Genomic DNA, 20,146 nt, shown 5'->3' on the forward strand with positions numbered 1-20,146 from the left:
GATGGCGATCGCGGAAACCACCCGGCTGCCGACCCAGCCGTCGCGCCTGCTCGAGTTCCTCCGTGCCGAGCTCGCGCCCCTGCCGGGGCGTGGGCTCGGCACCGTGCGCATCGTCGTCGCCTGCGTCGTGACGCTCGTCCTGTGCATGGCGCTCCAGGTTCCGGAGGCGCACCTCGCGGTCTGGGTGGCGCTGCGGACGGCGACCGAGGAGGCGGGCGAGACGCTGCTCTTCGGCGTCCTCGCCCTGCTCGCGCTGACCATCGGGATCGCCGGCTCGCTCCTGCTCCTGATGGTGGCCATGGACCAGGCGTGGCTGCGCTTCTGCGCGATGGCCGCGCTCGCGGCCCTCGGGCTGTTCCTGCGCCGCACCTTCGTGATCGGCGCGCTCGGATTCGTGATCGGCCTCGTGGGCACGCTCATCATGACCGTGCCGGACTTCGTACCCGATCCCGAGCTCGTGGTCCGGGCGAGCCTGTGGCTGTGGCCGGTGTTCGCGCTGGGCATCGCGGCGTCGGTGGCCGTCAATCTGCTCGTGGCGCCCAGCGATCCGGCGGCGCTCCTCGCCGAAGAGCTCCGCCTGCGCGTCGAGGCGGCCGAGCACGCGCTCGCGCGCCGCCTGGGGCGAGCGCCCACGTCCGACCCGACGCCGCTCACGGAGCTGGTCACCGCCGGCATGGCGCGGATGCTGTCGCTCCTGCGCAGCGCCGAGATCGTGCACCCGTCGCTGGCGCGGCGACACGCCGCGCAGAGCGCCCTCGTCACGCTCGCGGACCGCCTCGTCACCGCCGCCGTGGCGCTCGAGCTGACGGCGCCCGACCGCCTCGAGCCCGGCGAGCGCGTCCGGCTCGAGCGGCTCGTCGCCGCGTGCGACGAGCTGCGACGCATGCTCGCCGGCGCGCCCGGTGCCGCACCCGCGACGCGCTCGCTCGACCTGCCGCCCACCGACGCCCCCCCGGGCGGTCCACCCGCCGTCGTCGAGCTGGAGCGCGTCGTCGGCCTCCTCGCGCACACCCTCGCGAGCGACGACGCCTCGCTCGCCGACGCGCCCCCGCCCGAGCCCCGGCGCGCGTTCGTGCCCGACGCCCTGACGAACCCGGAATACCTGCGCTACGCCGCCAAGGGCGCCCTCGCGGTGATGATCTGCTACGTGCTCCAGAGCGCGGTCGACTGGCCCGGCATCCGCACCTGCATCGTGACCTGCATGATCGTCGCGCTCACGAGCCAGGGAGGCACGATCCAGAAGGCGACGCTGCGCCTCGGCGGCGCGCTGGTCGGCGCCCTCCTCGGCTTCCTGTCGATCCTCTTCCTCGTCCCCGAGCTGGAGTCGATCACCTCGCTGGCGCTGCTGGTCGCCGCCGGGACCGTGCTCGCCGCCTGGGTCGACCTCGGGAGCGCGCGCATCTCGTACGCCGGGGTGCAGATCGCGTTCGCGTTCTACGTCTGCGTGATCCAGGGCTTCACGCCGAGCTGGCACTTCGACACCATCCGCGACCGCCTGGTCGGCATCCTGCTCGGCAACGTCGTCATCACGCTGGTGTTCCTCTTCGTGTGGCCGGTCGACGCGACCCGCTCGCTGTGGCGGCAGCTGGCCGCGGCGCTGCGCACGACGGCGCGCCTTGCCACGGTCGAGGACGAAAGCGAGGACCCGGCGGCGGTGGGCCGCGCCACCGGCGCGCTGCGCGCGCAGGCCGATCGCCAGTTCGGTGCCGTCCAGCAGGCGCTGGCGGAGGCGGCGTTCGAGGTGGTCCTTCCGGGCACGGGCGACGCCGCGCTCCGCGACCAGGCCCAGCGCCGCATGACCGAGGCACAAGCGCTCTTCCTCACCCAGCTCGCCGTCGCGCGGCACCGGCCCGACATCGCCCCACGGCGGCTGCCGCCGACGCTGCGCACCGCCGTCCGCAACCTGAACCACGCCATCGCCGCGCGGGTGGACGCGGTGGCCGACCGCCTCGAGGGTGCGACGACCACGCCCCTCCCGGACGTGCGCGCAGCCTTCGACGCGCTCGCGGACGTCGTCGAGCCGCTCCGGGGCCACCGCGCCGATCCGGACCTGGCGGCGGAGGCGCAGGCGCGGCTCGCGCTGTACCGCACGCTCGTGCTGCGCGTCGAGCAGCTCGGCGTGCCGGCACCCGGCGCCGGAGTCGTGCGGTGACGCGGGTCGCGCGGCGGATCGCCACCCTGGCGATGCCGATCCTGTGCGTGGGCTGCGCGGCGTGGAGCCCGCTGCGCGACGCCCCGCCCTCGCCCGACCGTCCCTGGGCGCCGCCCGAGCTGGCGCAGCACGCGGCCGACCTCGTGGCCCGGCAGCAGCTCGCCCCCGCCGAGCCCGTCGAGATCGATCCCGCGAAGACGTACGACCTGCCCGAGCTCGTCGACATCGCCCAACGCGTGCATCCGGCGACGCGGGTCGCCTGGGAGCGGGCGCGTCAGGCAGCCATCGCGGTCGGCATGGCCGCGGGAACCTACTATCCGCTGCTCGCCGTGTCGGCGACCGGCGGTGCGGCTCGGGTCGCGGCGCCCTTCCCCCCGAACCTGATCCCCGGCGGCCTCCCCGACGGCTATCTCACCGCGAAGACCCAGGCGGTGCTCCCGATCGTCTCGCTCGAGTGGCTGCTGCTCGACTTCGGCCGCCGCGGCGCCGCCGTCGACGCAGCCAGGGCCCTCGCGCTGGAGGCGACCATCGGGTTCAACGCCGAGCATCAGCAGATCGTGTTCGCCGTGACCCGCGCCTTCTATGCGCTCACCGCGGTGCGCGGCAAAGTCGCCGCCGCCCGCGCCGCCCTCGCCTCGGCGCAGACGCTGGAGCGCGCTGCCGAGGCGCACCGCGCGCGCGGCGAGGGGACGCTACCGGAGGCGTTGCAGGCGCACGAGGAGGCGGTGCGCGCACAGTACGAGGTCGACGACGCGCTGGCGGCCGAGATCGACGCGCGCATGGCCCTCGCCGAGAGCATGGGCGTCGCGCCCACGACGGCGATCCGGGTGGTCGACCTGTCCACGCAGCCGCTCCCGCCCGGGGTCGCGGAATCGGTCGACGACGCCGTCGACCGCGCCCTCGCCCAGCGACCCGATCTGCTCGCGAGCCTCGCCGCCCTGCAGGCGAAGGAGGCCGAGGTACGCGGTGCCCGCGCCGACTTCTTCCCCAAGCTCGGCGTCCGCGCCGCCACCGGCCGCAACCTCGGCCGGGTCAGCGTCCTCGGCGGGCCCTACGATACGGTCGACGCGCAGCAGTGGGACGCCGGGCTGCGCCTCGAATGGACGCTGTTCGAGGGCTTCGAGCGCCGCAACCGCCTGAGCCTCGCCGAGTCCGCGCGGCGCGCGGCCGCCGACGAGCTCACGCTCGCGCGCGACAAGGCGGTGCGCGAGGTGTGGAAGGCGTACCAGGAGGTGAAGGTGGCGATCGCGCGGCAGCAGGCCGGTGCAGCCCTCCTCGCCGCCTCCGAGAAGAGCTGGAGCGCCGTCCTGTCGTCCTACGATCACGGCCTGGCCACGTATCCCGACCTGCGCGAGGCGGACCGCAACCTCGCCCGCGCGCGTATGCTCGACACGCAGGCGAGAGCGCAGGTGTTCACCGCCGCGGCGGCGCTGGCGTTCAGCACGGGCGATCTGGCGCGCCCGGTCCCGACCGCCGGACGGTGAGCCGGACGGCACGATCGACGGCGGCCGGCGCCAACCGCTTGCGGTGGCCCCGGCGGCCGAGAGCCGCCGGGCGCGTGCCCGGCCCGGTGCGTCGCCCGCGGCGCGCGGGAGGCCGGAGGTCAGTCGAGGTAGCCGAGGGCGCGCAGCTTGTCCTCGAGCCCCGGATCGGCGCCGCCCACGGGCGGCGGCGGTGCGGCCGCGGCGCGCAGCGCCGACAGGCGCTCGCGCATCGCGGCGTCCGCGGCGTCGCCGCTCCAGGCGTTCGCCTGCTCGCCGGGGTCGCGCACCAGATCGTAGATCACGCCGAGGTCGCTTGGCGGGGCCCAGATGAGCTTGCGCTCGGGCGTCCGCAGCGCGTCCAGCTCGACCTCGGAGCCGTCGGGACCGGCGCCGTAGCGCGTCTCCGACCAGGCCTCGCGGTCGCGCGCCAGGTCCGGAGCGAGGACGTTCTTGCCCGGCAGCCCGCGCGGAAGCTCCAGGCCGAGCACCGCGGCGACGGTGGGGAAGAGGTCGATGCCCTGGACCTGCGCCGGCTCGCGGCCCGGCGTCACCCCGGGCCCGAAGACGATCATCGGCACGTGCAGCGACTCGTCGTAGAGATGCTTGCGATGGCCGAGGAGGCCGTGCTCCTGGAACTCCTCGCCGTGGTCGGCGGTGACGACGACGATCGTGTCGCGTAGCACGCCTTCCGCTTCGAGCGCGGCCACCAGCTCGCCCAGCGCGCCGTCCCATGCCGCGATCGCGCCGTGGTAGAGGGTGCGCAGATACGCGACCTCGACCGCGGAGAGCGGCGGGCGCTCGCCCTTGCGGATCTCCTCCGCCAGGCGGCGGATCACGCCGTCACGCACCTGCGGATCGATGCCGGGCGGCGCCGGCGGCCGCGTCCCGGGCACCGGCTGATAGGGCTCGTGCGCCTCCATGTACTGGAGCCAGGCGAAGAACCGCCGGCCGCGATTGCGGCGCAGCCAGTCGAGGAACGGCGCGTTCACCTCGGCGCCGCGGGCCCAGACGACGTCGTCGCCGCGCTCGCGTCGTGGCAGCTCGACGAAGGTCTCGAAGCCGCGCGCGAGATTGTTCTCGCGCGACACGAGCCCGTTGGCGGAGACGCCGATCGTGCTGATGCCCGCGCGCCGGGCCTGGGTGGCGATGGTCGGCAGGCTGTCGGACAGGAAGGCCCAGTCCGCATCGCCGGTGACGCCGGCGGGACGGCCGAAGCGCCACGAGCGTCCCACCACGCCGTGCGAGCGCGGATGCAGGCCGGTGAACAGCGTCGCGACCGAGGGCAGCGTCCACGGCGCCTGCGCCACCGCCTGCTCGAAGACGCGGCCCTGCGCGGCCAGCCGGTCGAGCCGCGGGCTCGGGCTGGGCTGCGCGCCGTAGACGCCGAGGTGGTCGGCGCGCAGCGTGTCCACCAGCAGCACGAGGACGTTGGGTGCGGCGGGGCCGGACGCCTGTCGCGGGATGTGCGCCTCGCGCACCAGCTGCACGCGGCTCCAGCCCGGCGTCCCCGCGAGCGGCCCGCTGCCGTGCCGCGTCGTCGCGAGCGTGAGCGTGAGCGGCTCGGCGACCTCGGCGGGGAGCGGGATGGTGACGTCGAACCAGCGGCGATCGCCGCTCGCGCCGACCGGGTCCACCACCTGGTCGAGCACGGTGCGCTCGTTCAGCGTCGCGACGAAGCGGACGCCCGCCGCCGTCGCCGGCGGTTTCTTCGCCGGCTCCATCCCGAAGCCGATGCGCAGCGCGGCTCCGGGCGTCGGCGGCACGGGGAAGCGCAGCGTCGCCGGCGGCGGCGCCACGATGGCGCGGCGGTAGCCGCGCGACGGCGACGGCTGGAGGCCGCCCGCGGACACCGGCGCCTCGGAATCCTCTGCGACCACCGTGGTCGCGTCGAGGCGATCGGACAGCTGATGCAGGACGTCGGTCACCTGCACCTCCGGCGGCAGCGGCCGCTCGTCGTGCGAGCGCAGGGTGCGCGCCGCGATCGCCAGCGCCGTCGCCGCCCCGACGAGCCCGAGCACCCATCCGAGCTTCCTCCCTCGCGCGCGCGTCTGCATCTGGGACGCGGGAGAGTAGCCAATCTCCCCCGCGAGGACGAGCGACCCCGCGCACGATGCGCGTCTGCCGGCCTGCCTGCCGCGCAGAGCAGCGACGACCGCATCGGTCGCGGCCCGGCGTGTGCCTTGCTATCCTCCGCCGACGCCGTGTCCGTGAGGAACCTGCACACCCGGCTCGCCGGCCCGCTCATGGCCGTGCTGGCCGTCCTCGTCACGCTGGGCGCGATCGAGGCGACGCTGCGCCTGTCGCTCACGGAGCGGGAGCAGGCGACGCTCGGCCGGCCGGGGCTCGACCTCGAGGACAGCGACCGGCTGCGGTGGCGCGATCGCGTCCACACCCAGCATCCCACCGGCATGGCGTTCGACGTCTACGACCCGCTGCTCGGCTGGCGCCCGCGCGCCAACCTGCGGCGCGAGCGCACGGTGGCCGGCGAGCGCATCCTCGTCAGCACCAACGGGGCCGCGCTGCGGGGACCCGTCGAGGTGCCCATGGAGCGCACGCCCGGCACGCCGCGCATCGCGCTCTTCGGCTGCTCGCAGACCTTCGGCGGCCTCATCGACGACACCCGCACCGTCTCCGCGCGTCTCGCCGACCTCGTGCCCGGGGCCGAGGTCCTGAACTTCGCCGTCCACGGCTACGGCACCGACCAGATGCTGCTGCGCTGGGAGAGCGAGGGCGTCCACTGGAAGCCGGACGTCGTCGTGCTCGCGTTCGCGTACTACCACTTGAGCCGCAACGCCGTGGCGTTCCGCTACTTCGAGAAGCCGCGCTTCGCCCTGCGCGACGCGGACGGCGAGCTCGAGCTGATCGGGGTGCCGATCCCGCCCCCGGACGTCGTCGTCGCGCAGCCGGGGCCTGCGCCCCTCCCCGGGCTCGATCACCTGGTCCTGCTGCGCTGGCTGTGGGAGCGCCACCTGCGCCTCGACGAGGACGCCATGTTCACGCCGACCTCCGATCCGTGGCGGCTGACGGCGGCGATCCTCACGCGCTTCGCGGCCTCGGTGCACGCACAGGGCGCGCGCTTCGTCATCGCCAACGTCGGCGACGCGGCGCTCGACGTCGGTGACGCCACGGCGGAGCTCGCCACCACGCTCGGAGCCGAGTGGATCGACGTGCGGCCGCGGCTCGCCGAGCTGCGCTCGGCGGGCGTCGCGCTCCGGGTCCCCGGCGATCCGCACTGGAACGCGCGCGGTCACGACGAGATCGCGCACCACCTCCTGCGCGCGCTGTGCGACGGCGACGCAACGGTGGGCGCGCGCTGCCCGTCGCTTCCGCCCGCCGTCCCGGCCACGGCCGGGACCCGAGCGCGGCGGAGCGGCTCCGGATCCTGACGCGGGCTGGCGTCAGGACGCGCGCGACACGGCGCCCGCTCCCCGGGTCAGCGCTCGCCATCGCAGACGCAGCGCCAGCCGGAGCAGCATCGCACGGCCGCGCCACCGCTCCGCCGGGCTGCGGGCGACGCGGACCAGCGCCGGCCGAAGCATGGCGAGCAGCCGGCGCCGCTGGGACACCACGGCCGCGCGGCTGCGATGGCCGTCGGGCAGCAGCATGCGCAGCAGCCGCAGGGCGAACGCCGCATCGCCGAGGATCGCCGGACGCCGGGTGATCGCCCGCGCGAGGGCGCGGTCGCCGTCGACCTGGGCGTCGGCGGCGTAGAACTCGGCGGCGGCGCGGAGGTCGGCCTGCTCGTACGCCTCGGGCTCGAGCCGCCGCAGCGCCGCGGGCAGCGTCGGGTCGGCGAAGAAGCGCTCCAGGATCTCGAGCGCGACCGCGTGCACCAGGGCCAGCCGTTGATGGCTCTGCCCCGGGTGGAGGCGATAGTCGCACAGCGCCTCGTCGACGCAGACCCAGCGCGCACCCTGCCGGCTCGCCTCGAGGAAGAGGGCCCAGTCCTCGTTGACGCGCCAGCGCTCGTCGAAGCCGCCCGCACGCTCCACCACCTCGCGCCGGAGCACCACCGACACCGGGTGGAAGAGGTTCCCGAGCAGCAGCTGCGGGAGGAGATCGCCTTCGACGCGGGGCCAGCCCCGCTCGGGCAGCTCGTCGCCGTCGGCGTCGATGAAGCGCCATCCGCAGTACGCGGCGCCGGCGTCGGGGCGCGCCGCCAGCAGCTCGACCTGTCGCGCGAGCTTGCGCGGATGGAAGCGGTCGTCGGCGTCGAGCAGCGCGACGTACTCGCCGGTGGACGCGCCGAGCGCCAGGTTGCGTGCCGCCGACGGGCCGCGGTTCTCCTGCGCGAGGCAGCGCACGCGCGGGCCGTAGGCGCGCGCGACGGCGGCGCTCGTGTCGGTCGAGCCGTCGTCCGCGACCAGGATCTCGACGTCGCCGTGGGTCTGCCCGAGCGCGCTGTCGAGCGCCTCCCCGAGGTAGCGGGCGCCGTTGTGACACGGGACGAGGACGCTCACCCGCCCGGGGACGACCGTCATGCGAGGTAGCCGAGCGCGCGCAGGCGCTCGGCGATCTTCTCTTCGTCGTCTCCGGATCGCCAGCCACCGTCCGCGTCGTCGCGGTCGACGGGGACCGGGTCCTGATAGCGGGGTGCGTTCGCGGCCAGGTGCTCCGGGCGCACGACCTCGGTGCAGAGCGGCGCCTCGAAGTCGGTCGGGATCGGCACCCCGAGGGTGTAGAGCACGAGCGGCGCGATCGCCTCGATGGGACGCGACGCGTGCTGCCCGAGCGCCGCGAACGGCGGCCCGGCGAACAGATACAGGCCCTCGGGCCGATGCGTACCCGTGTAGCCCAGCTCGTCGAACGGCCCGAACAGCTCCGGTGTGCGCAGCTCGCGCCGCAGGCTCTCGAAGAGCACGCCGTACGCGTCCGAGCATTCGACGACCAGGTCGGGCGCCTCCTCGACGAACGGCCCGCGGTAGACGTCCTCGCGCCGCCGCACCTGCGCGCACACCGCGCGCCCGTGCTCGTCGCGCAGCTCGGCGAGCCCCCGGCGGATCTCCTCGCGCACCGCCTCGTACTCCGTCCCGGGCTCCACGCAGCCGAGGGGATAGCGTCCACGGACGTTGATCCAGACGCCGGCGGTGCCGGTGAAGATGGTCTCCGCCCACGCCCGGCTGCGGGCGCGGTCGACGAGGATGAAATCGGTCGTGTCGTAGCGGCTCCGCCAGGGCTCGGGGAGCAGGCCGCGCACGACGCGACGGCGCTGCTTCCAGAGCGGACGCCGCCGCAGATGGCCATGGTCGGCCAGCCAGCGGTTCAGGCGGATCGAGCGCTCCGGCTTGAGCCCGAAGCCGTGGTCGGACACCAGGACGATGGTGGTGTCGTCGCCGACGGCGTCGACCAGCCGCCCCACCGCACCATCGAGCTCGGTGAAGACGTTCTCGAGCGCCGCCTGCACCTGCGGCTCGTCCGGCACCGTCGCCGTGCCGGTCGGGTCGAGGTACTCCCAGAAGTAGTGCTGCGCGCGATCGGGTGCGTAGAAGACGACGCACAGCGCGTCCACCGGCCGCGCGTCCAGCAGCCGCAGCGACGCGTCGCCGCGCAGCCGCGTCTGCCGCGCCAGGGCCTCCAGGTAGTCGAGCGAGCGCGTACGATAGTCGGCGTCGGTGCGGCGCAGGTTCTTCGGCGGCGGCACGTCGATCACGTACTCGCCGAGCTCGGCCTCGACCTCGGGCGGGCTCGTGAAGGGCTCGCCCGGCGGCGTCAGCATGCAGCCGACGACGAACCCGTTCGGGATCGGCGTCAACGGATACGACGGCGGCACGTTCACCACCCCGACCCGCAGCCCCGCCGCGGCGGCGACGTTCCACATGGTCGCGGTGCGCAGGTCATGGGCGTTCGCGAGCCCGGTGGCCTCGTAGCGATCCCAGGGCAGCCGCCGGAAGCCGTACACGCCATGGCCGCCCGGGTTCTTCCCGGTCATGAACGTCGCCCACGCCGGCAGCGTCAGCGCCGGCACCGTCGAGCGCAGCCCGCCCCACGTCCCGCGCCCCATGAGCCGGGCGAGCGCGGGCAGCCTGCCGGACTTGGCCCACGGCTCGAACAGGTCCCAGGTGGCCCCGTCGAGACCGATGATCAGGACCCTCGGGGACCCCACGCGCGAGACTATTGCCGTGCGCGCGACGGACCTGCAAGGGCGAGCGGCGCGCCGCGCACGTCATCGCCGAGACCACCCCGGCAGGGACAGCTCGTCGGCGATGGCGTGTCGTCGGCGACGCGACGATGCGTGAGTGGAGGCGGGGGGAATCGAACCCCCGTCCGAAAGTGCGTCCCCGAGCGCGTCTACGTGCGTAGTCGGCGTACCTTGCTGCGTGTCGTCGCTCTTGCTCCCACCGACGGGATCGCCAGCAACCAGCCGGCCTTTGGTCTCGGCCCCCACCCGGCCGACGTGGCGGGGGCCCAGCCCGAGAAGATGACGTCTCGTCCGGCCTTACGGGCGCGGGTCGGGGAGACGTGGTCGCCTAATTAGGCAGCCAGTGCGTAATCGTAGTCGGCAGTTAAGCCGTTCTGTCCTTTTTGACGAGCGGAACAGCACGCCCGGCACGCAACGTTCGCTTCTTCACCCCCGTCGAAACCAGGTCGCCCCCATTGGCGATGTTGCGACTATAGGGACGGTGGTCCGGACGGGCAACCACTCACTCCACGTAGCCGAGCGCGTGCAGCTGCTTGCGGGTCTCCGCGTCGACGTCGCTCGGACGAACGATGCCCGCGGCACCGTCCAACGTCGCCCAGTACGCCTCCGCCACGGCGGCGAGCGTCGGGTGCACCGTGCCGGGTCGGGTCGCGATGTCGACCGTCTCCCCGGGATCGGCTGCGAGGTCGTACAGCTGGTCGGGGCGACGCCGGCGGCGATCGCTCAGCAGCTTGTAGCTGCCGCTCCGCACGGCGAGCTGATCCTCGCACTGGACGACGACCGCGTCCGGCGCCCTGCCTCCCCGGATATCCAGCCCCGGAAGCGGCGGCTCGTCGAACGGCGGGCCGTCGGCGATGCCGGCGAGCGCCGTCAGCGTCGGCGCCATTTGCACGACCGAGACCGGCGCCGCGACGATCGCGGGCGCCGCCGTGTCCTTCGCCGGGCGGACGATGAGCGGCACACGGGTCAGCTCGTCGTAGCCGCGGATGCCGCACCCGTGCCCGCCGGCGCCGTGCTCGAAGAACGCTTCGCCGTGATCGGACGTGACGGCGATGATCGTCCGATCGGCCTGACCGCTCGCCGCGACGGCGTCGAGGAGGCGGCCGAAGAGGGCATCCGTGCGCTCGACCAGCTCGTCGTAATACGCCAGCAGCTTCGGCTGGCGCTCGGCGTCGTACCGCCACACGAGCCCTGCGTCGTCCCCCGGCGGGAAGAAGGGGCATCGATCGTGGGCTTCGTACGTGTGGACGAAGAGGAAGTACGGATGCTCCGCCTGCGTCCGCACCCACTCCTCCGCCCAGCCGAAGACGGTGTCGCCGTCGAAGCGCCGCGGGTCGCACTCGCCGGCCTTCTGGTGCGGCACCTCGAAGCTCTTGAAGACGTCGAAGCCGCGCGAGAACGGGTGCCAGGGTCCGAGCCCGAGGGTGTTCGACATCCATCCGCCGCCCGTCATGGCGCCGGTCAGATAGCCTTCGTCGGCGAAGCGCTCGGCCAGCGACGCGACCGGCCCGAGGACGTCCGGCGGCGCAAGGCCGTCCGCCGCCTTGACGCGATCGAGCACGCCCGGGTGGCGCCCCCACAAGAGCGACACGTGCGACGGCAACGTCCAGTGCGACGGACTGTACGCGTGGGTGTAGCGAACGGCCTCCGCGGCGAAGGCGTCGAGCCGCGGCGTGCGCGAGCGGCCTTTGAGCCGCGAGCCGACGTGGTCGGCGCGCAACGTGTCGAGCGAGACGAGGATCACCGACGGCCGCGCAAGCGGCTGCTCCGGCAGGAGCACCGGATCGCCCCAGAGAAGCCGGCGCGGGCTGTCGCCGCTCGCCTCCTCGAGCGTCGCGTACAGCACGAGGCGCGCGTCCTGCGAAATCGTCGGCTCGAGCGGCAGACGTAGATCGCGCCACGCGCCGGAAGTCGCGATCGACTCGCTGAGGAAGGTGGCGGGCGGGACGCCGTCACGCTCGATCCGCACCTCCGCACGCCAGCGTGCGGCGTCGCCCTTCGGCTCGAGGCCGAGCCCGACCCACAGCGTGGGCGCATTGGGCGCATCGGCGAGCGGATACACGATCGAGCTCGCGCCCGGAGGCAGCGTCGGCCGCACCTCCGATCCGAGCCGCACGGCGCGGATCGCCTGCTCGCCGGCCTGCCCATCGAGACGCACGGGCAACTGGCCCACCTGCCCGCCGTGCCGCGTCGGCTCGGGGGGCGACCATCCACAGCTGACCAAAGAGACGAGGAACACGAACCGCAGAACCCGAACCCACACGCTCGAAGTGTGTCTCCCGTCTGCTGCACTCACCACCCGCGTGTGGCGAACAGTCGGAAGCAGGGAATGAACGACCGCGCACCTTGTCGTCCGCCACAGCACATGGGAACGCCGCGGCGCACCCCACGCAGCGGCGGGCGCGCCGGCCCCTCGGCGCTGCCGAGGCGCCGAGGCCCGTTTCCGTTCCGCGCCGGCATCATGGAGCCGCCTCCAGCATCTCGCGGTTCGCTGCCCCGGGCGGCACCATCGGCCACACCTTCTCTTCGTGCAGCACCGGCACACGCACGAGGCTCGGACCAGGGGTCCCGAGCGCGCGGGCGAGCGTGCCGATCGGGTCGTCCGACGCGCCCATGTCCCAGGCCGACACGCCGAAGCCGCGCGCGATCGCGACGAAGTCGGGCTCGCGCCGGAAGCGCGAGGCGTGGAAGCGGCCGCCGTAGAACAGCTCCTGCTGCTGGCGCACGAGCCCCAGGTGACCGTTGTCGAGCACGACCACCGTCACCGACACGCCCTCCTCCGCCGCCGTGCCCAGCTCCTGGAGATTCATCAGCACGCTGCCGTCGCCGGTGAAGCACACCACGCGGCGCTCCGGGCACGCGAGCGCCGCACCGATGGCCGCGGGCACGCCGAAGCCCATCGTCCCGAGGCCTCCCGAGGTGAGCCAGCGCCGCGGACGCGACAGCGGGTAGGCCTGCGCCACCCACATCTGGTGCTGTCCCACGTCGGTCGCGACCAGGTCGTCGGGCTCGAGCAGACCGCCGACGGCGCGGATGAGGCCGTACACCGCGCGCGGATCGTCGGCTCCCGGGGTGGCGAGCGGATGGCGCGTGCGCAGCTCGCTCAGCCGCGCCCGCCAGGCGGGGCGCGGCGCAGGCCGCACGCGCGTCGTCAGCTCCGCGAGCACGGCGCCCACGTCGGCACGGATGCCCACGGTCGGACGCACGAGCTTGCCCAGCTCGCGCGCATCGATGTCGACGTGGACGATGTGCGCGTGCGGCGCGAACTCGGAGAGCTTGCCGGTGGCGCGGTCGTCGAAGCGCACGCCGAGCCCGAGCAGCAGATCGCACTCGTCCAGCACCATGTTCGTGCAGCGCGCCGCGTGCATCCCGACCATACCCAGCCAGAGCGGATGGTCGGGCGGCAACACGCCCAGCCCGTGCAGCGTCGCGGCGACGGGGACGGTCGCACGCTCGGCGAGCATGCGCACGAGGTCGCTCGCACCGGCGGCGACGACGCCGGCGCCGACGAGCATCGTCGGCCGCTCCGCGGCCTCGAGCAGCGCCAGCGCACGGCTCATCGCGTCCTCCGACGCGATCGGCGGCGGGTCGCTCGTCGCCGGCGCCGGCAGCGGCCCCACGTCGATCGATTCGAGCTGCACGTCCTTGGGCACGTCGAGCACGACCGGCCCGCGGCGGCCCGAGGTCGCGAGGCGGAAGGCCTCGGGCACCGCCTCGACCAGCTCGGCCGCAGAGCGCACCTGGCGCACGTGCTTCGTGATCGGCTCGGCGAGACCCGGCGTGTCGATCTCCTGGAACGCGTTCGTCCCGAGCAGCGCCCGCGGCACCTGGCCGGTGATGGCCACCAGCGGGATCGAGTCCATGTGCGCGTCGGCGAGCGCGGTGACGAGGTTCGTCGCCCCCGGACCCGAGCTGGCGAGACACGCCGCCGCGCGCCCGCTCGCCCGCGCCATGCCCTGGGCGATGAAGCCCGCACCCTGCTCGTGCCGTGCGAGGACGTGGCGGATGCCGCTCGTCCGCAGGGCGTCGTAGAGCGGCAGGTTGGCGCCGCCGGGGATGCCGGCGACCGTGGTCACGCCCTGCCGTTCCAGCAGCCGCGTGATGAGTCCCGCGCCCGTCGTCTTCATGAGTCTCCCTCCGTCTGGTCGGGAGCCTCTGCCGATCCGGAGCCGGTGGGCCGCAACGAAAAGCCCCTGCCGGCTTCGCGCCGGCAGGGGCTCTGGTCTCGTCTCTTCCGAGCTCCCCGCTACGACGCGCTGGGCACGACGACCCGCATGACGACGACGAGGACCACGACGAGTCCGGCGACGCGCGTCAGCAGATCGGTGCGAGGAGCCACTGCCGTCCTGTGTACCCGTGCGGCTCGCGGAAACGCAAGCGGTATCTGCGCGGCCCCGATCGTTCGGCTGCGCGCGCAGCCCGGCAGCGCCTCCCGGCCGGGCCGCATGCTTGCCTTCTCACCCCAGCGCCTCACGCGCGCAGGCGCTGCGCGAAGAAGGCGAGGATATCGTCGCGCGCCTGCACCGTCGGCTGGCCGGCCTCGTCGACGAGGTGCAACGTCACGACGCTGTGCGGGTTCTTCATGTGCTTGTTGGGTCCGGCGGCGCTGTCCGGCAGGACCCGCCCCTGGAAGCGATCGCCGAGCGCCGCCTCGTAGGCCGCGAAGCGCTCGGCGCGGCAGAAGGCGTCGCCGGCGAAGCGGTACGCGAGGACCGTCAGGTCCTCGCGCTCCATGCGCGCCTTCACCGCCGCCAGCTCGCCGGGCGCGATGTGCATGCCGCCCTTCTGGAAGATCGGCAGCGACGGCTGCGACAGGACGGGTGCGCGCACCGCGGGCTCGAGCATCATCGACAGCGCGAAGTTGCCGGTGAAGCACATGCCGATCGCGCCGACGCCGCGGCCACCGCAGAGCGGATGCGCGTGTGCCGCGAGCGCCCGCAGCCAGTCGATCACGGGGCTCGAGCGGTTCGCGGCGAGAGCCGCGAATTCGCGGCTGATGCAGGCACGCAGGATCGTCGACGCCCCATAGAGCGGCGAGATCGCCCGCCCCGGCTCGCCGAAGAGGCTGGGCATCCACACCGTGAAGCCGGCGTCGCGCACCCAGCGCGCGAAGCGCGCCACGTAGGGCGAGATGCCGGGCATCTCGGCCATGACGATCACCGCCGGCCCGCTGCCCGCGACGAAGACCGGCCTCTCCACCCCGAGCAGGGACAGCGGGCGCCGTTCGAAGTCGTCGAGCGCGTCGTTGCGTTCGAGATCCGCCATGCGGCCGCCTTAGCACCGGCGACGTCCCCGCGTCACATCGAACGATATTGCGGGTCGGCGCGTTTGGCGCACAATCCCCGCATGCCCGCTTCGGTCGCGCAGCACGGCAGCGAGGAGCTGCCGTCCGTGCGCGTCGACTCCTACAACCTCGAGATCAAGGACGACGACGGCGGCTTTCTCGGCGACCGCGCCAGCCGCGCCGCCTTCGGCGCGAGCCTCGAGAAGTGGCGCGAGCCGCTGCGCCAGCTCGGCGACGACCCGTTCGGCGACCGCGAGACCGACGGCCTCGGCAAGAGGGACCTCGAGGCCATCCTCGTCGGCGACGACGCGGCGGCCGCGGCCGTCGTGCACGGCGCGATCGAGGACTTCGCGCACGAGTTCGCCGGCGTCACCCGCCGCTTCCAGAAGCTGAAGGCGTGGCGGGACACCGAGCGCATCGTCGTCGGCGGCGGCTTCCGCTGGGGCCGCATCGGTGAGCTCGCCATCGCGCGGGCCGGCAGCCTGCTGGCGGCCGAGGGCATCGAGGTCGAGGTGCGGCCCATCCGCAACCATCCCGACGAGGCGGGGCTCATCGGTGCGGTGCACCTGGCGCCGTCGTGGATCTTCGAGGCCCACGACGCCATCCTCGCCGTCGACATCGGCGGCACGAACATCCGCGCCGGCATCGTCGAGACCAACCTCAGGAAGGCCGCCGACGCGTCGAAGGCCTGCGTCTGGAAGTCGGAGCTGTGGCGCCACGGCGACGAGGACGTGAAGCGCGACGAGGCCGTCGCCCGCCTCGTCGCGATGCTCGAGGGCCTGATCCGCCGCACGACGCGCAAGGAGCTCGCCCTCGCCCCGTTCATCGGCATCGGCTGTCCGGGAAAGATCGAGGAGGACGGCTCGATCGACCGCGGCGCGCAGAACCTGCCCGGCAACTGGGAGAGCGCGCGCTTCAACCTGCCCACCTGTCTCTACGAGGCGATCCCGAAGATCGGCGACCACGAGACCGTCGTCGTGCTGCACAACGACGCCGTGGTGCAGGGCCTCAGCGAGGTGCCGTTCATGACCGACGTGCAGCACTGGGGCGTGCTGACGATCGGCACCGGCCTCGGCAACGCCCGCTTCACGAACCGCAGCGACCCCAAGGCGGGCAAGGCCGGGAACGGCAAGCCCGCCGGCGCGCGGCGCTGACGCCGCCTACCGCGCGACGATCAGCTGCTGCCCACAGTCGACGCAGTACACCGACTGCCGGCGGCGGGCGGCGGCGTGCCGCTCCGCGGTGCAGTCGGGCGCGGCGACCTGTGGGTTCACCACCACCCCGCACTGGGGGCAGTGCCCCACGGGTGCGCCGGCCCGGCGGTGGTTCATGTTGTCGCAGGCGATCGGCCGCCGGGGGCGTCCGGGCGGACGGTCGATCACGACGGCTTGCCGCGCTCCGGGGCGCGCGTCACCCCGGACGTGTCGACCATGAGGAAGGTCGCGCGCGTGACCGCGACCACGGCGTGGCAGCGCGGGCAGGTCGGGCTCATCGAGCTTCCTGCGACGCCGTGCAGATACGACAGGGCGGCCCCGCAGTGGGGACAGGGTCCGAACCAGGCAGTGGACATGGCGCACTCCTCATGACGTCGCTGCCGGGCGCCGTCGGCAGACGCCGGCCCGGCATCGCGGCCTGGTCCTGGCGGCCACCGCGCGGAGGCCAACATCCGCGCGCTGGAGGGCTCGCTCGTGACGCCCGGGACCGCGATGAGCCTCCGGGTCGCAGAGCCAACCTGCGATGCACGCTACGCGCCGCGACCGGGGCTGGTCAAACGGCGACCGTCGTGGGGATTTCACTGGCGCGGCGAGCGCCCATGCGGGACAAGGCTCCGCGATGCTCCCGCCGCCCCGCACCCGCCCGCGCCTGCGCGGCGTTCTCCACCAGTATGCCTTCTTCGCCTCGCTGTTCGCGGGCACGCTGCTGGTCGCGATCGCGCCCAGCCCGCGCGCGCGTACGGCCGCGCTCGTGTACGGCGCCAGCCTGTCGGCGCTGCTCGGGGTGAGCACGCTCTTCCACCGCGTCACCTGGACGACGCCCGGCGCGCGCCGCTGGATGGGACGGCTCGACCACACCATGATCGCCGTCCTCATCGCCGGCACGTTCACCCCGTTCGCGATGCTCGCCCTGCCCGACCACCTCGGGCCGACGCTGCTGCTCGTGGTGTGGATCGGCGCCGCGGTCGGCACGCTGCTGCACGTGCTCTGGGCCGACATTCCGAAGTGGCTGAGCGCCCTCTCCTACGTCGTGCTCGGCTGGGTCGGCGTCGTCGCGACGCCGACGCTGCTCGCCGCCGGGTGGACCATCCCGATCCTGCTTCTGATCGGCGGGCTGCTCTACTCCCTCGGCGCGGCGGTCTACGCGCTCCGCCGCCCCGATCCCGTGCCGGCCGTCTTCGGCTACCACGAGGTCTTCCACGCTCTCGTGGTCGTGGCGGCCGGCGTACACTGGGCCGCGGTGGTGCTCGCCGTCGCCTGAGCGCGCCGTCGCTCAGCCGCGGCGGCGCCCGGCGGCCAGCGCGCGGTCGATCTCGCGCTTCTCGGAGCGCTCGCGGATCGCCTCGCGCTTGTCGTGCATCTTCTTGCCGCGGCCGAGGCCCATCTCGACCTTGGCGCGGCCCTTCACCCAATAGAGCCGCAGCGGGATCAGCGTCAGGCCCTTCTCCTGCAGCTGGGCGCGCAGCTTGTCGAGCTCGCGCCGGTGGAGCAGCAGCTTGCGCTCGCGCTCGGGCGCGTGCCCGAACTGGCTCGACGGGCCGTAGGGCGAGATGTGCGCGGCGAACAGGAACAGCTCGTCGCCGACGAAGCGCGCGTAGGCGTCCTTCAGCTGGACCCGGCCCTCCCGCAGCGACTTCACCTCGCTGCCGCGGAGGGCCAGGCCCGCCTCGACCTTCTCGTCGATGTGGTACTCGTGGAAGGCCCGCCGATTGACGGTGATGTCGCGATCGTGGGCCTTGTCCGCCATCTACGCCGCCACCACCTGCGGGCCGGGAATCTCGGCCCGCTTCGCGCGCATGCGGTTCTGCTCGTCGACGAAGACGACCTTCGGCTCGTGCCTGCGGGCCGCGTCCTCGTCGAGCCAGGTGAACGCGGCGATGATGACGAGGTCGCCCTTGTTCACCATGTGCGCGGCGGCGCCGTTGACGCAGATGACGCCGGAGTCGCGCTCGCCCTCGACCACGTAGGTCTCGAAGCGGTTGCCGTTGGTGACGTTCCACACGCAGACCGCCTCGTTCGGGAGCAGGTCCGTCAGGTCCATGAGCGTGCGGTCGATGGTGATGGAGCCCTCGTAGTGCAGCTCCGCCTGGGTCACGGTGGCGCGGTGGATCTTGGCGCGCATCATCTTGCGAGTGGCCTTGGTCATGGGTTGGTCCCCCCGAGGATTCGATTGTCGATCAGCCGCACGCCGCCCACCCACACTGCCAGGGCGAGCAACGCCGGGCCCCGCACCTCCGCCACACCGTCGAGCGTCTCCGGATCGCGCAGCTCGGCGTACTCGAGCCGCGCCTGCGGCTCGGCCGCGATCACCCGCGCCGCCCGGTCGACGACCGCCGCCGCCCGGGTCTCGCCCACGCGCACGGCTTCCACCGCGGCGCCCAGCGCCCGCGGCACACAGCGCGCCGCGATCCGGGCCTCGGGCGCGAGCCGCTGGTTGCGGCTGGAGAGGGCGAGGCCGTCGGCTTCCCGAACGGTCGGCACGCCCACGACGTCGATGCCGAAGTCGAGGTCGGCCGTCATGCGACGGACGACCGCGAGCTGCTGGAAGTCCTTCTCGCCGAACACCGCCACGTGCGGGCGGACGGCGTGGAACAGCTTCGTGACCACGGTGGTCACGCCGCGGAAATGCCCCGGCCGCTGGGCCCCGCAGAGCGGCTCGGTGAGATGCGACACGTCGACCGCGGTGTGGAACCCCTCGGGGTACATGGCGCCCGCGGACGGTGCGTAGATCGCGTCGACGCCGGCCTCGCGGCAGCGGGCCGCATCGGCGTCGAGGGTACGCGGATACTTCTCGAAGTCGTCGCGTCGATCGAACTGGATCGGGTTCACGAAGATCGAGACGACCACCTCGTCGGCGCGTGCCCGACCCTGGCGCATGAGCTCCAGGTGTCCGTCGTGGAGCGCGCCCATGGTCGGGACCAGCGCGATCCGCCGGCCCGCCGCGCGCGCGGCGTCGGCCCAGGCCTGCATGGCCCGGGGCTCGTCGATGATGCGCATGGCGCTCAGCTACCCGTCGCCGCCGTGACGGGCTTCAGGGCGTGGAAGGCGTGCGCGTCGGTGGGGAAGACGCCGCCCTTCACCTCGCCGACGTAGGCCCGCGCCGCCTCGACGATGGTCGTGCCCAGATCGGCGTACGCCTTGGCGAACTTCGGCGCCCGCTCGGTGAGGCCGAGCAGGTCGTGGAGGACGAGCACCTGGCCGTCGCAGAAGACGCCGGCGCCGATGCCGATGGTGGGGATCGCCAGCTCGGCGGTGATCTCCGCGGCGAGGTCGAGCGGGATGCCTTCGAGCACCACCGCGCAGGCGCCCGCCTCCTCCACCGCGCGCGCGTCGTCGAGGACGCGCTCGCGGCTGTCGGCGCCGGAGCCGTGCCGCCGGCCCTGCACCTTGTGCCCGCCCATGCGGTGGACCGACTGGGGCGTGAGCCCGACGTGGCCGATCACCGGTATGTCGCAGCTGCCGATCGCCTCGATGGCGTGCGCCATGCGAACGCCGCCCTCGAGCTTGACGGCCTGCGCACCACCGTCCTTCACCAGCCGCACCGCGCTCTCGACCGCCTGCGCGGCGCTGGCGTGATAGGCGCCGAACGGCAGGTCGCCGACGACGAGCGCCCGGCGCGCCCCGCGGGCGACCATGCGCGTGTGATAGACCATCTCGTCGAGTGTGACCGGCAGCGTCGTGTCGTGGCCCTGCACGACGTTGCCGAGCGAGTCGCCGACGAGGAGCATCTCGACGCCTGCAGCGTCGAGCAGCCGGGCGAAGGTCCAGTCGTAGGCGGTCACCATCGTGATCCGCTCTCCCGCTGCCTTCATGCGGCCCAGTTCGGGAACCGTGATCCGCTTCGCGTCCATGAAAAGAGCCTCCTGGACCGGG

General features: G+C 73.6%; 17 protein-coding genes and 1 other RNA gene. 5 read left to right on the plus strand and 13 right to left on the minus strand.

Features of this window, described 5'->3' with window-relative positions:
- The first annotated feature begins 1 nt into the window (after position 1).
- Positions 2-2,152, plus strand: coding sequence for an FUSC family protein (locus tag KIT14_19120; protein MCW5892631.1), 2,151 nt, complete (start codon positions 2-4; stop codon positions 2,150-2,152).
- On the plus strand, positions 2,149-3,636 hold the full coding sequence (locus tag KIT14_19125) for a TolC family protein (protein MCW5892632.1): 1,488 nt from the start codon (positions 2,149-2,151) through the stop codon (positions 3,634-3,636). Before KIT14_19120 ends, KIT14_19125 begins: the two co-directional genes overlap by 4 nt.
- A gap of 119 nt (positions 3,637-3,755) precedes the next feature.
- On the opposite strand, the gene KIT14_19130 is transcribed toward KIT14_19125, so the two are convergent.
- The gene (locus KIT14_19130; GenBank protein ID MCW5892633.1) at positions 3,756-5,654 is read right to left on the minus strand and encodes a sulfatase; all 1,899 of its coding nucleotides are present in this window, start codon (positions 5,652-5,654) and stop codon (positions 3,756-3,758) included.
- A 183-nt stretch (positions 5,655-5,837) separates the two neighbouring features.
- On the opposite strand from KIT14_19130, the gene KIT14_19135 reads away from it, so the two are divergent.
- Positions 5,838-7,022 (plus strand): hypothetical protein, encoded by a 1,185-nt coding sequence (locus KIT14_19135; GenBank protein MCW5892634.1) that lies wholly within the window; start codon positions 5,838-5,840, stop codon positions 7,020-7,022.
- 12 nt (positions 7,023-7,034) lie between these two features.
- Here the strand turns inward: KIT14_19135 and KIT14_19140 are convergent, their stop codons facing one another.
- The 6 genes from KIT14_19140 to KIT14_19165 form a co-directional block, all read right to left on the minus strand.
- Positions 7,035-8,117, minus strand: coding sequence for a glycosyltransferase (locus KIT14_19140; protein MCW5892635.1), 1,083 nt, complete (start codon positions 8,115-8,117; stop codon positions 7,035-7,037).
- Positions 8,114-9,739 carry an alkaline phosphatase family protein gene (locus tag KIT14_19145; protein MCW5892636.1) on the minus strand — a complete coding sequence of 542 codons (1,626 nt, stop codon included), beginning with the start codon at positions 9,737-9,739 and terminating at the stop codon, positions 8,114-8,116. The genes KIT14_19140 and KIT14_19145 overlap by 4 nt, the downstream gene beginning before the upstream one ends.
- Positions 9,740-9,870: 131 nt before the next feature.
- Positions 9,871-10,229: a transfer-messenger RNA gene (gene ssrA, locus KIT14_19150) on the minus strand.
- A 48-nt stretch (positions 10,230-10,277) separates the two neighbouring features.
- Positions 10,278-11,948, minus strand: coding sequence for a sulfatase (locus tag KIT14_19155; protein ID MCW5892637.1), 1,671 nt, complete (start codon positions 11,946-11,948; stop codon positions 10,278-10,280).
- A gap of 286 nt (positions 11,949-12,234) precedes the next feature.
- The gene (ilvB, locus tag KIT14_19160) at positions 12,235-13,902 is read right to left on the minus strand and encodes a biosynthetic-type acetolactate synthase large subunit (protein MCW5892638.1); all 1,668 of its coding nucleotides are present in this window, start codon (positions 13,900-13,902) and stop codon (positions 12,235-12,237) included.
- A 343-nt stretch (positions 13,903-14,245) separates the two neighbouring features.
- Positions 14,246-15,040 carry a dienelactone hydrolase family protein gene (locus tag KIT14_19165; GenBank protein ID MCW5892639.1) on the minus strand — a complete coding sequence of 265 codons (795 nt, stop codon included), beginning with the start codon at positions 15,038-15,040 and terminating at the stop codon, positions 14,246-14,248.
- An 81-nt stretch (positions 15,041-15,121) separates the two neighbouring features.
- Between KIT14_19165 and KIT14_19170 the strand changes: the two genes are divergently transcribed.
- The gene (locus tag KIT14_19170; GenBank protein MCW5892640.1) at positions 15,122-16,213 is read left to right on the plus strand and encodes an ROK family protein; all 1,092 of its coding nucleotides are present in this window, start codon (positions 15,122-15,124) and stop codon (positions 16,211-16,213) included.
- 6 nt (positions 16,214-16,219) lie between these two features.
- On the opposite strand, the gene KIT14_19175 is transcribed toward KIT14_19170, so the two are convergent.
- Positions 16,220-16,441, minus strand: coding sequence for a hypothetical protein (locus tag KIT14_19175; GenBank protein MCW5892641.1), 222 nt, complete (start codon positions 16,439-16,441; stop codon positions 16,220-16,222).
- Entirely contained in the window at positions 16,438-16,629 is a 192-nt protein-coding gene (locus tag KIT14_19180) for a hypothetical protein (protein MCW5892642.1), read from the minus strand. The genes KIT14_19175 and KIT14_19180 overlap by 4 nt, the downstream gene beginning before the upstream one ends.
- A 263-nt stretch (positions 16,630-16,892) precedes the next feature.
- Between KIT14_19180 and KIT14_19185 the strand changes: the two genes are divergently transcribed.
- Entirely contained in the window at positions 16,893-17,534 is a 642-nt protein-coding gene (locus KIT14_19185; GenBank protein ID MCW5892643.1) for a hemolysin III family protein, read from the plus strand.
- Between the two features lie 12 nt (positions 17,535-17,546).
- Here KIT14_19185 and smpB read toward each other — a convergent pair whose 3' ends face one another.
- From smpB to panB, 4 genes are read right to left on the minus strand one after another with little or no spacing between them, the layout of a single operon-like run.
- Positions 17,547-18,020, minus strand: a complete 474-nt coding sequence (gene smpB, locus KIT14_19190) for an SsrA-binding protein SmpB (protein MCW5892644.1) — start codon at positions 18,018-18,020, stop codon at positions 17,547-17,549.
- Positions 18,021-18,419, minus strand: a complete 399-nt coding sequence (locus KIT14_19195; protein MCW5892645.1) for an aspartate 1-decarboxylase — start codon at positions 18,417-18,419, stop codon at positions 18,021-18,023.
- Positions 18,416-19,270: a pantoate--beta-alanine ligase gene (gene panC / locus KIT14_19200; protein MCW5892646.1), complete on the minus strand. Its 855-nt coding sequence runs from the start codon at positions 19,268-19,270 to the stop codon at positions 18,416-18,418. Before panC ends, KIT14_19195 begins: the two co-directional genes overlap by 4 nt.
- Positions 19,271-19,275: 5 nt before the next feature.
- Positions 19,276-20,124 carry a 3-methyl-2-oxobutanoate hydroxymethyltransferase gene (gene panB / locus KIT14_19205; protein MCW5892647.1) on the minus strand — a complete coding sequence of 283 codons (849 nt, stop codon included), beginning with the start codon at positions 20,122-20,124 and terminating at the stop codon, positions 19,276-19,278.
- Between the last annotated feature and the right edge of the window lie 22 nt (positions 20,125-20,146).

The sequence above is a fragment of the bacterium genome, assembly GCA_026129405.1.
Taxonomy (GTDB): Bacteria; Desulfobacterota; Binatia; order DP-6; family DP-6; genus JAHCID01.

Coding starts and splice junctions, on each gene's coding strand:
- KIT14_19120 (MCW5892631.1), top strand. CDS start 2: ATGGCGATCGCGGAAACCACCCGGCTGCCGACCCAGCCGTCGCGCCTG.
- KIT14_19140 (MCW5892635.1), bottom strand. CDS start 8,117: ATGACGGTCGTCCCCGGGCGGGTGAGCGTCCTCGTCCCGTGTCACAAC.
- ilvB (MCW5892638.1), bottom strand. CDS start 13,902: ATGAAGACGACGGGCGCGGGACTCATCACGCGGCTGCTGGAACGGCAG.
- KIT14_19165 (MCW5892639.1), bottom strand. CDS start 15,040: ATGGCGGATCTCGAACGCAACGACGCGCTCGACGACTTCGAACGGCGC.
- KIT14_19170 (MCW5892640.1), top strand. CDS start 15,122: ATGCCCGCTTCGGTCGCGCAGCACGGCAGCGAGGAGCTGCCGTCCGTG.
- KIT14_19180 (MCW5892642.1), bottom strand. CDS start 16,629: ATGTCCACTGCCTGGTTCGGACCCTGTCCCCACTGCGGGGCCGCCCTG.
- KIT14_19185 (MCW5892643.1), top strand. CDS start 16,893: ATGCTCCCGCCGCCCCGCACCCGCCCGCGCCTGCGCGGCGTTCTCCAC.
- smpB (MCW5892644.1), bottom strand. CDS start 18,020: ATGGCGGACAAGGCCCACGATCGCGACATCACCGTCAATCGGCGGGCC.
- KIT14_19195 (MCW5892645.1), bottom strand. CDS start 18,419: ATGACCAAGGCCACTCGCAAGATGATGCGCGCCAAGATCCACCGCGCC.
- panC (MCW5892646.1), bottom strand. CDS start 19,270: ATGCGCATCATCGACGAGCCCCGGGCCATGCAGGCCTGGGCCGACGCC.
- panB (MCW5892647.1), bottom strand. CDS start 20,124: ATGGACGCGAAGCGGATCACGGTTCCCGAACTGGGCCGCATGAAGGCA.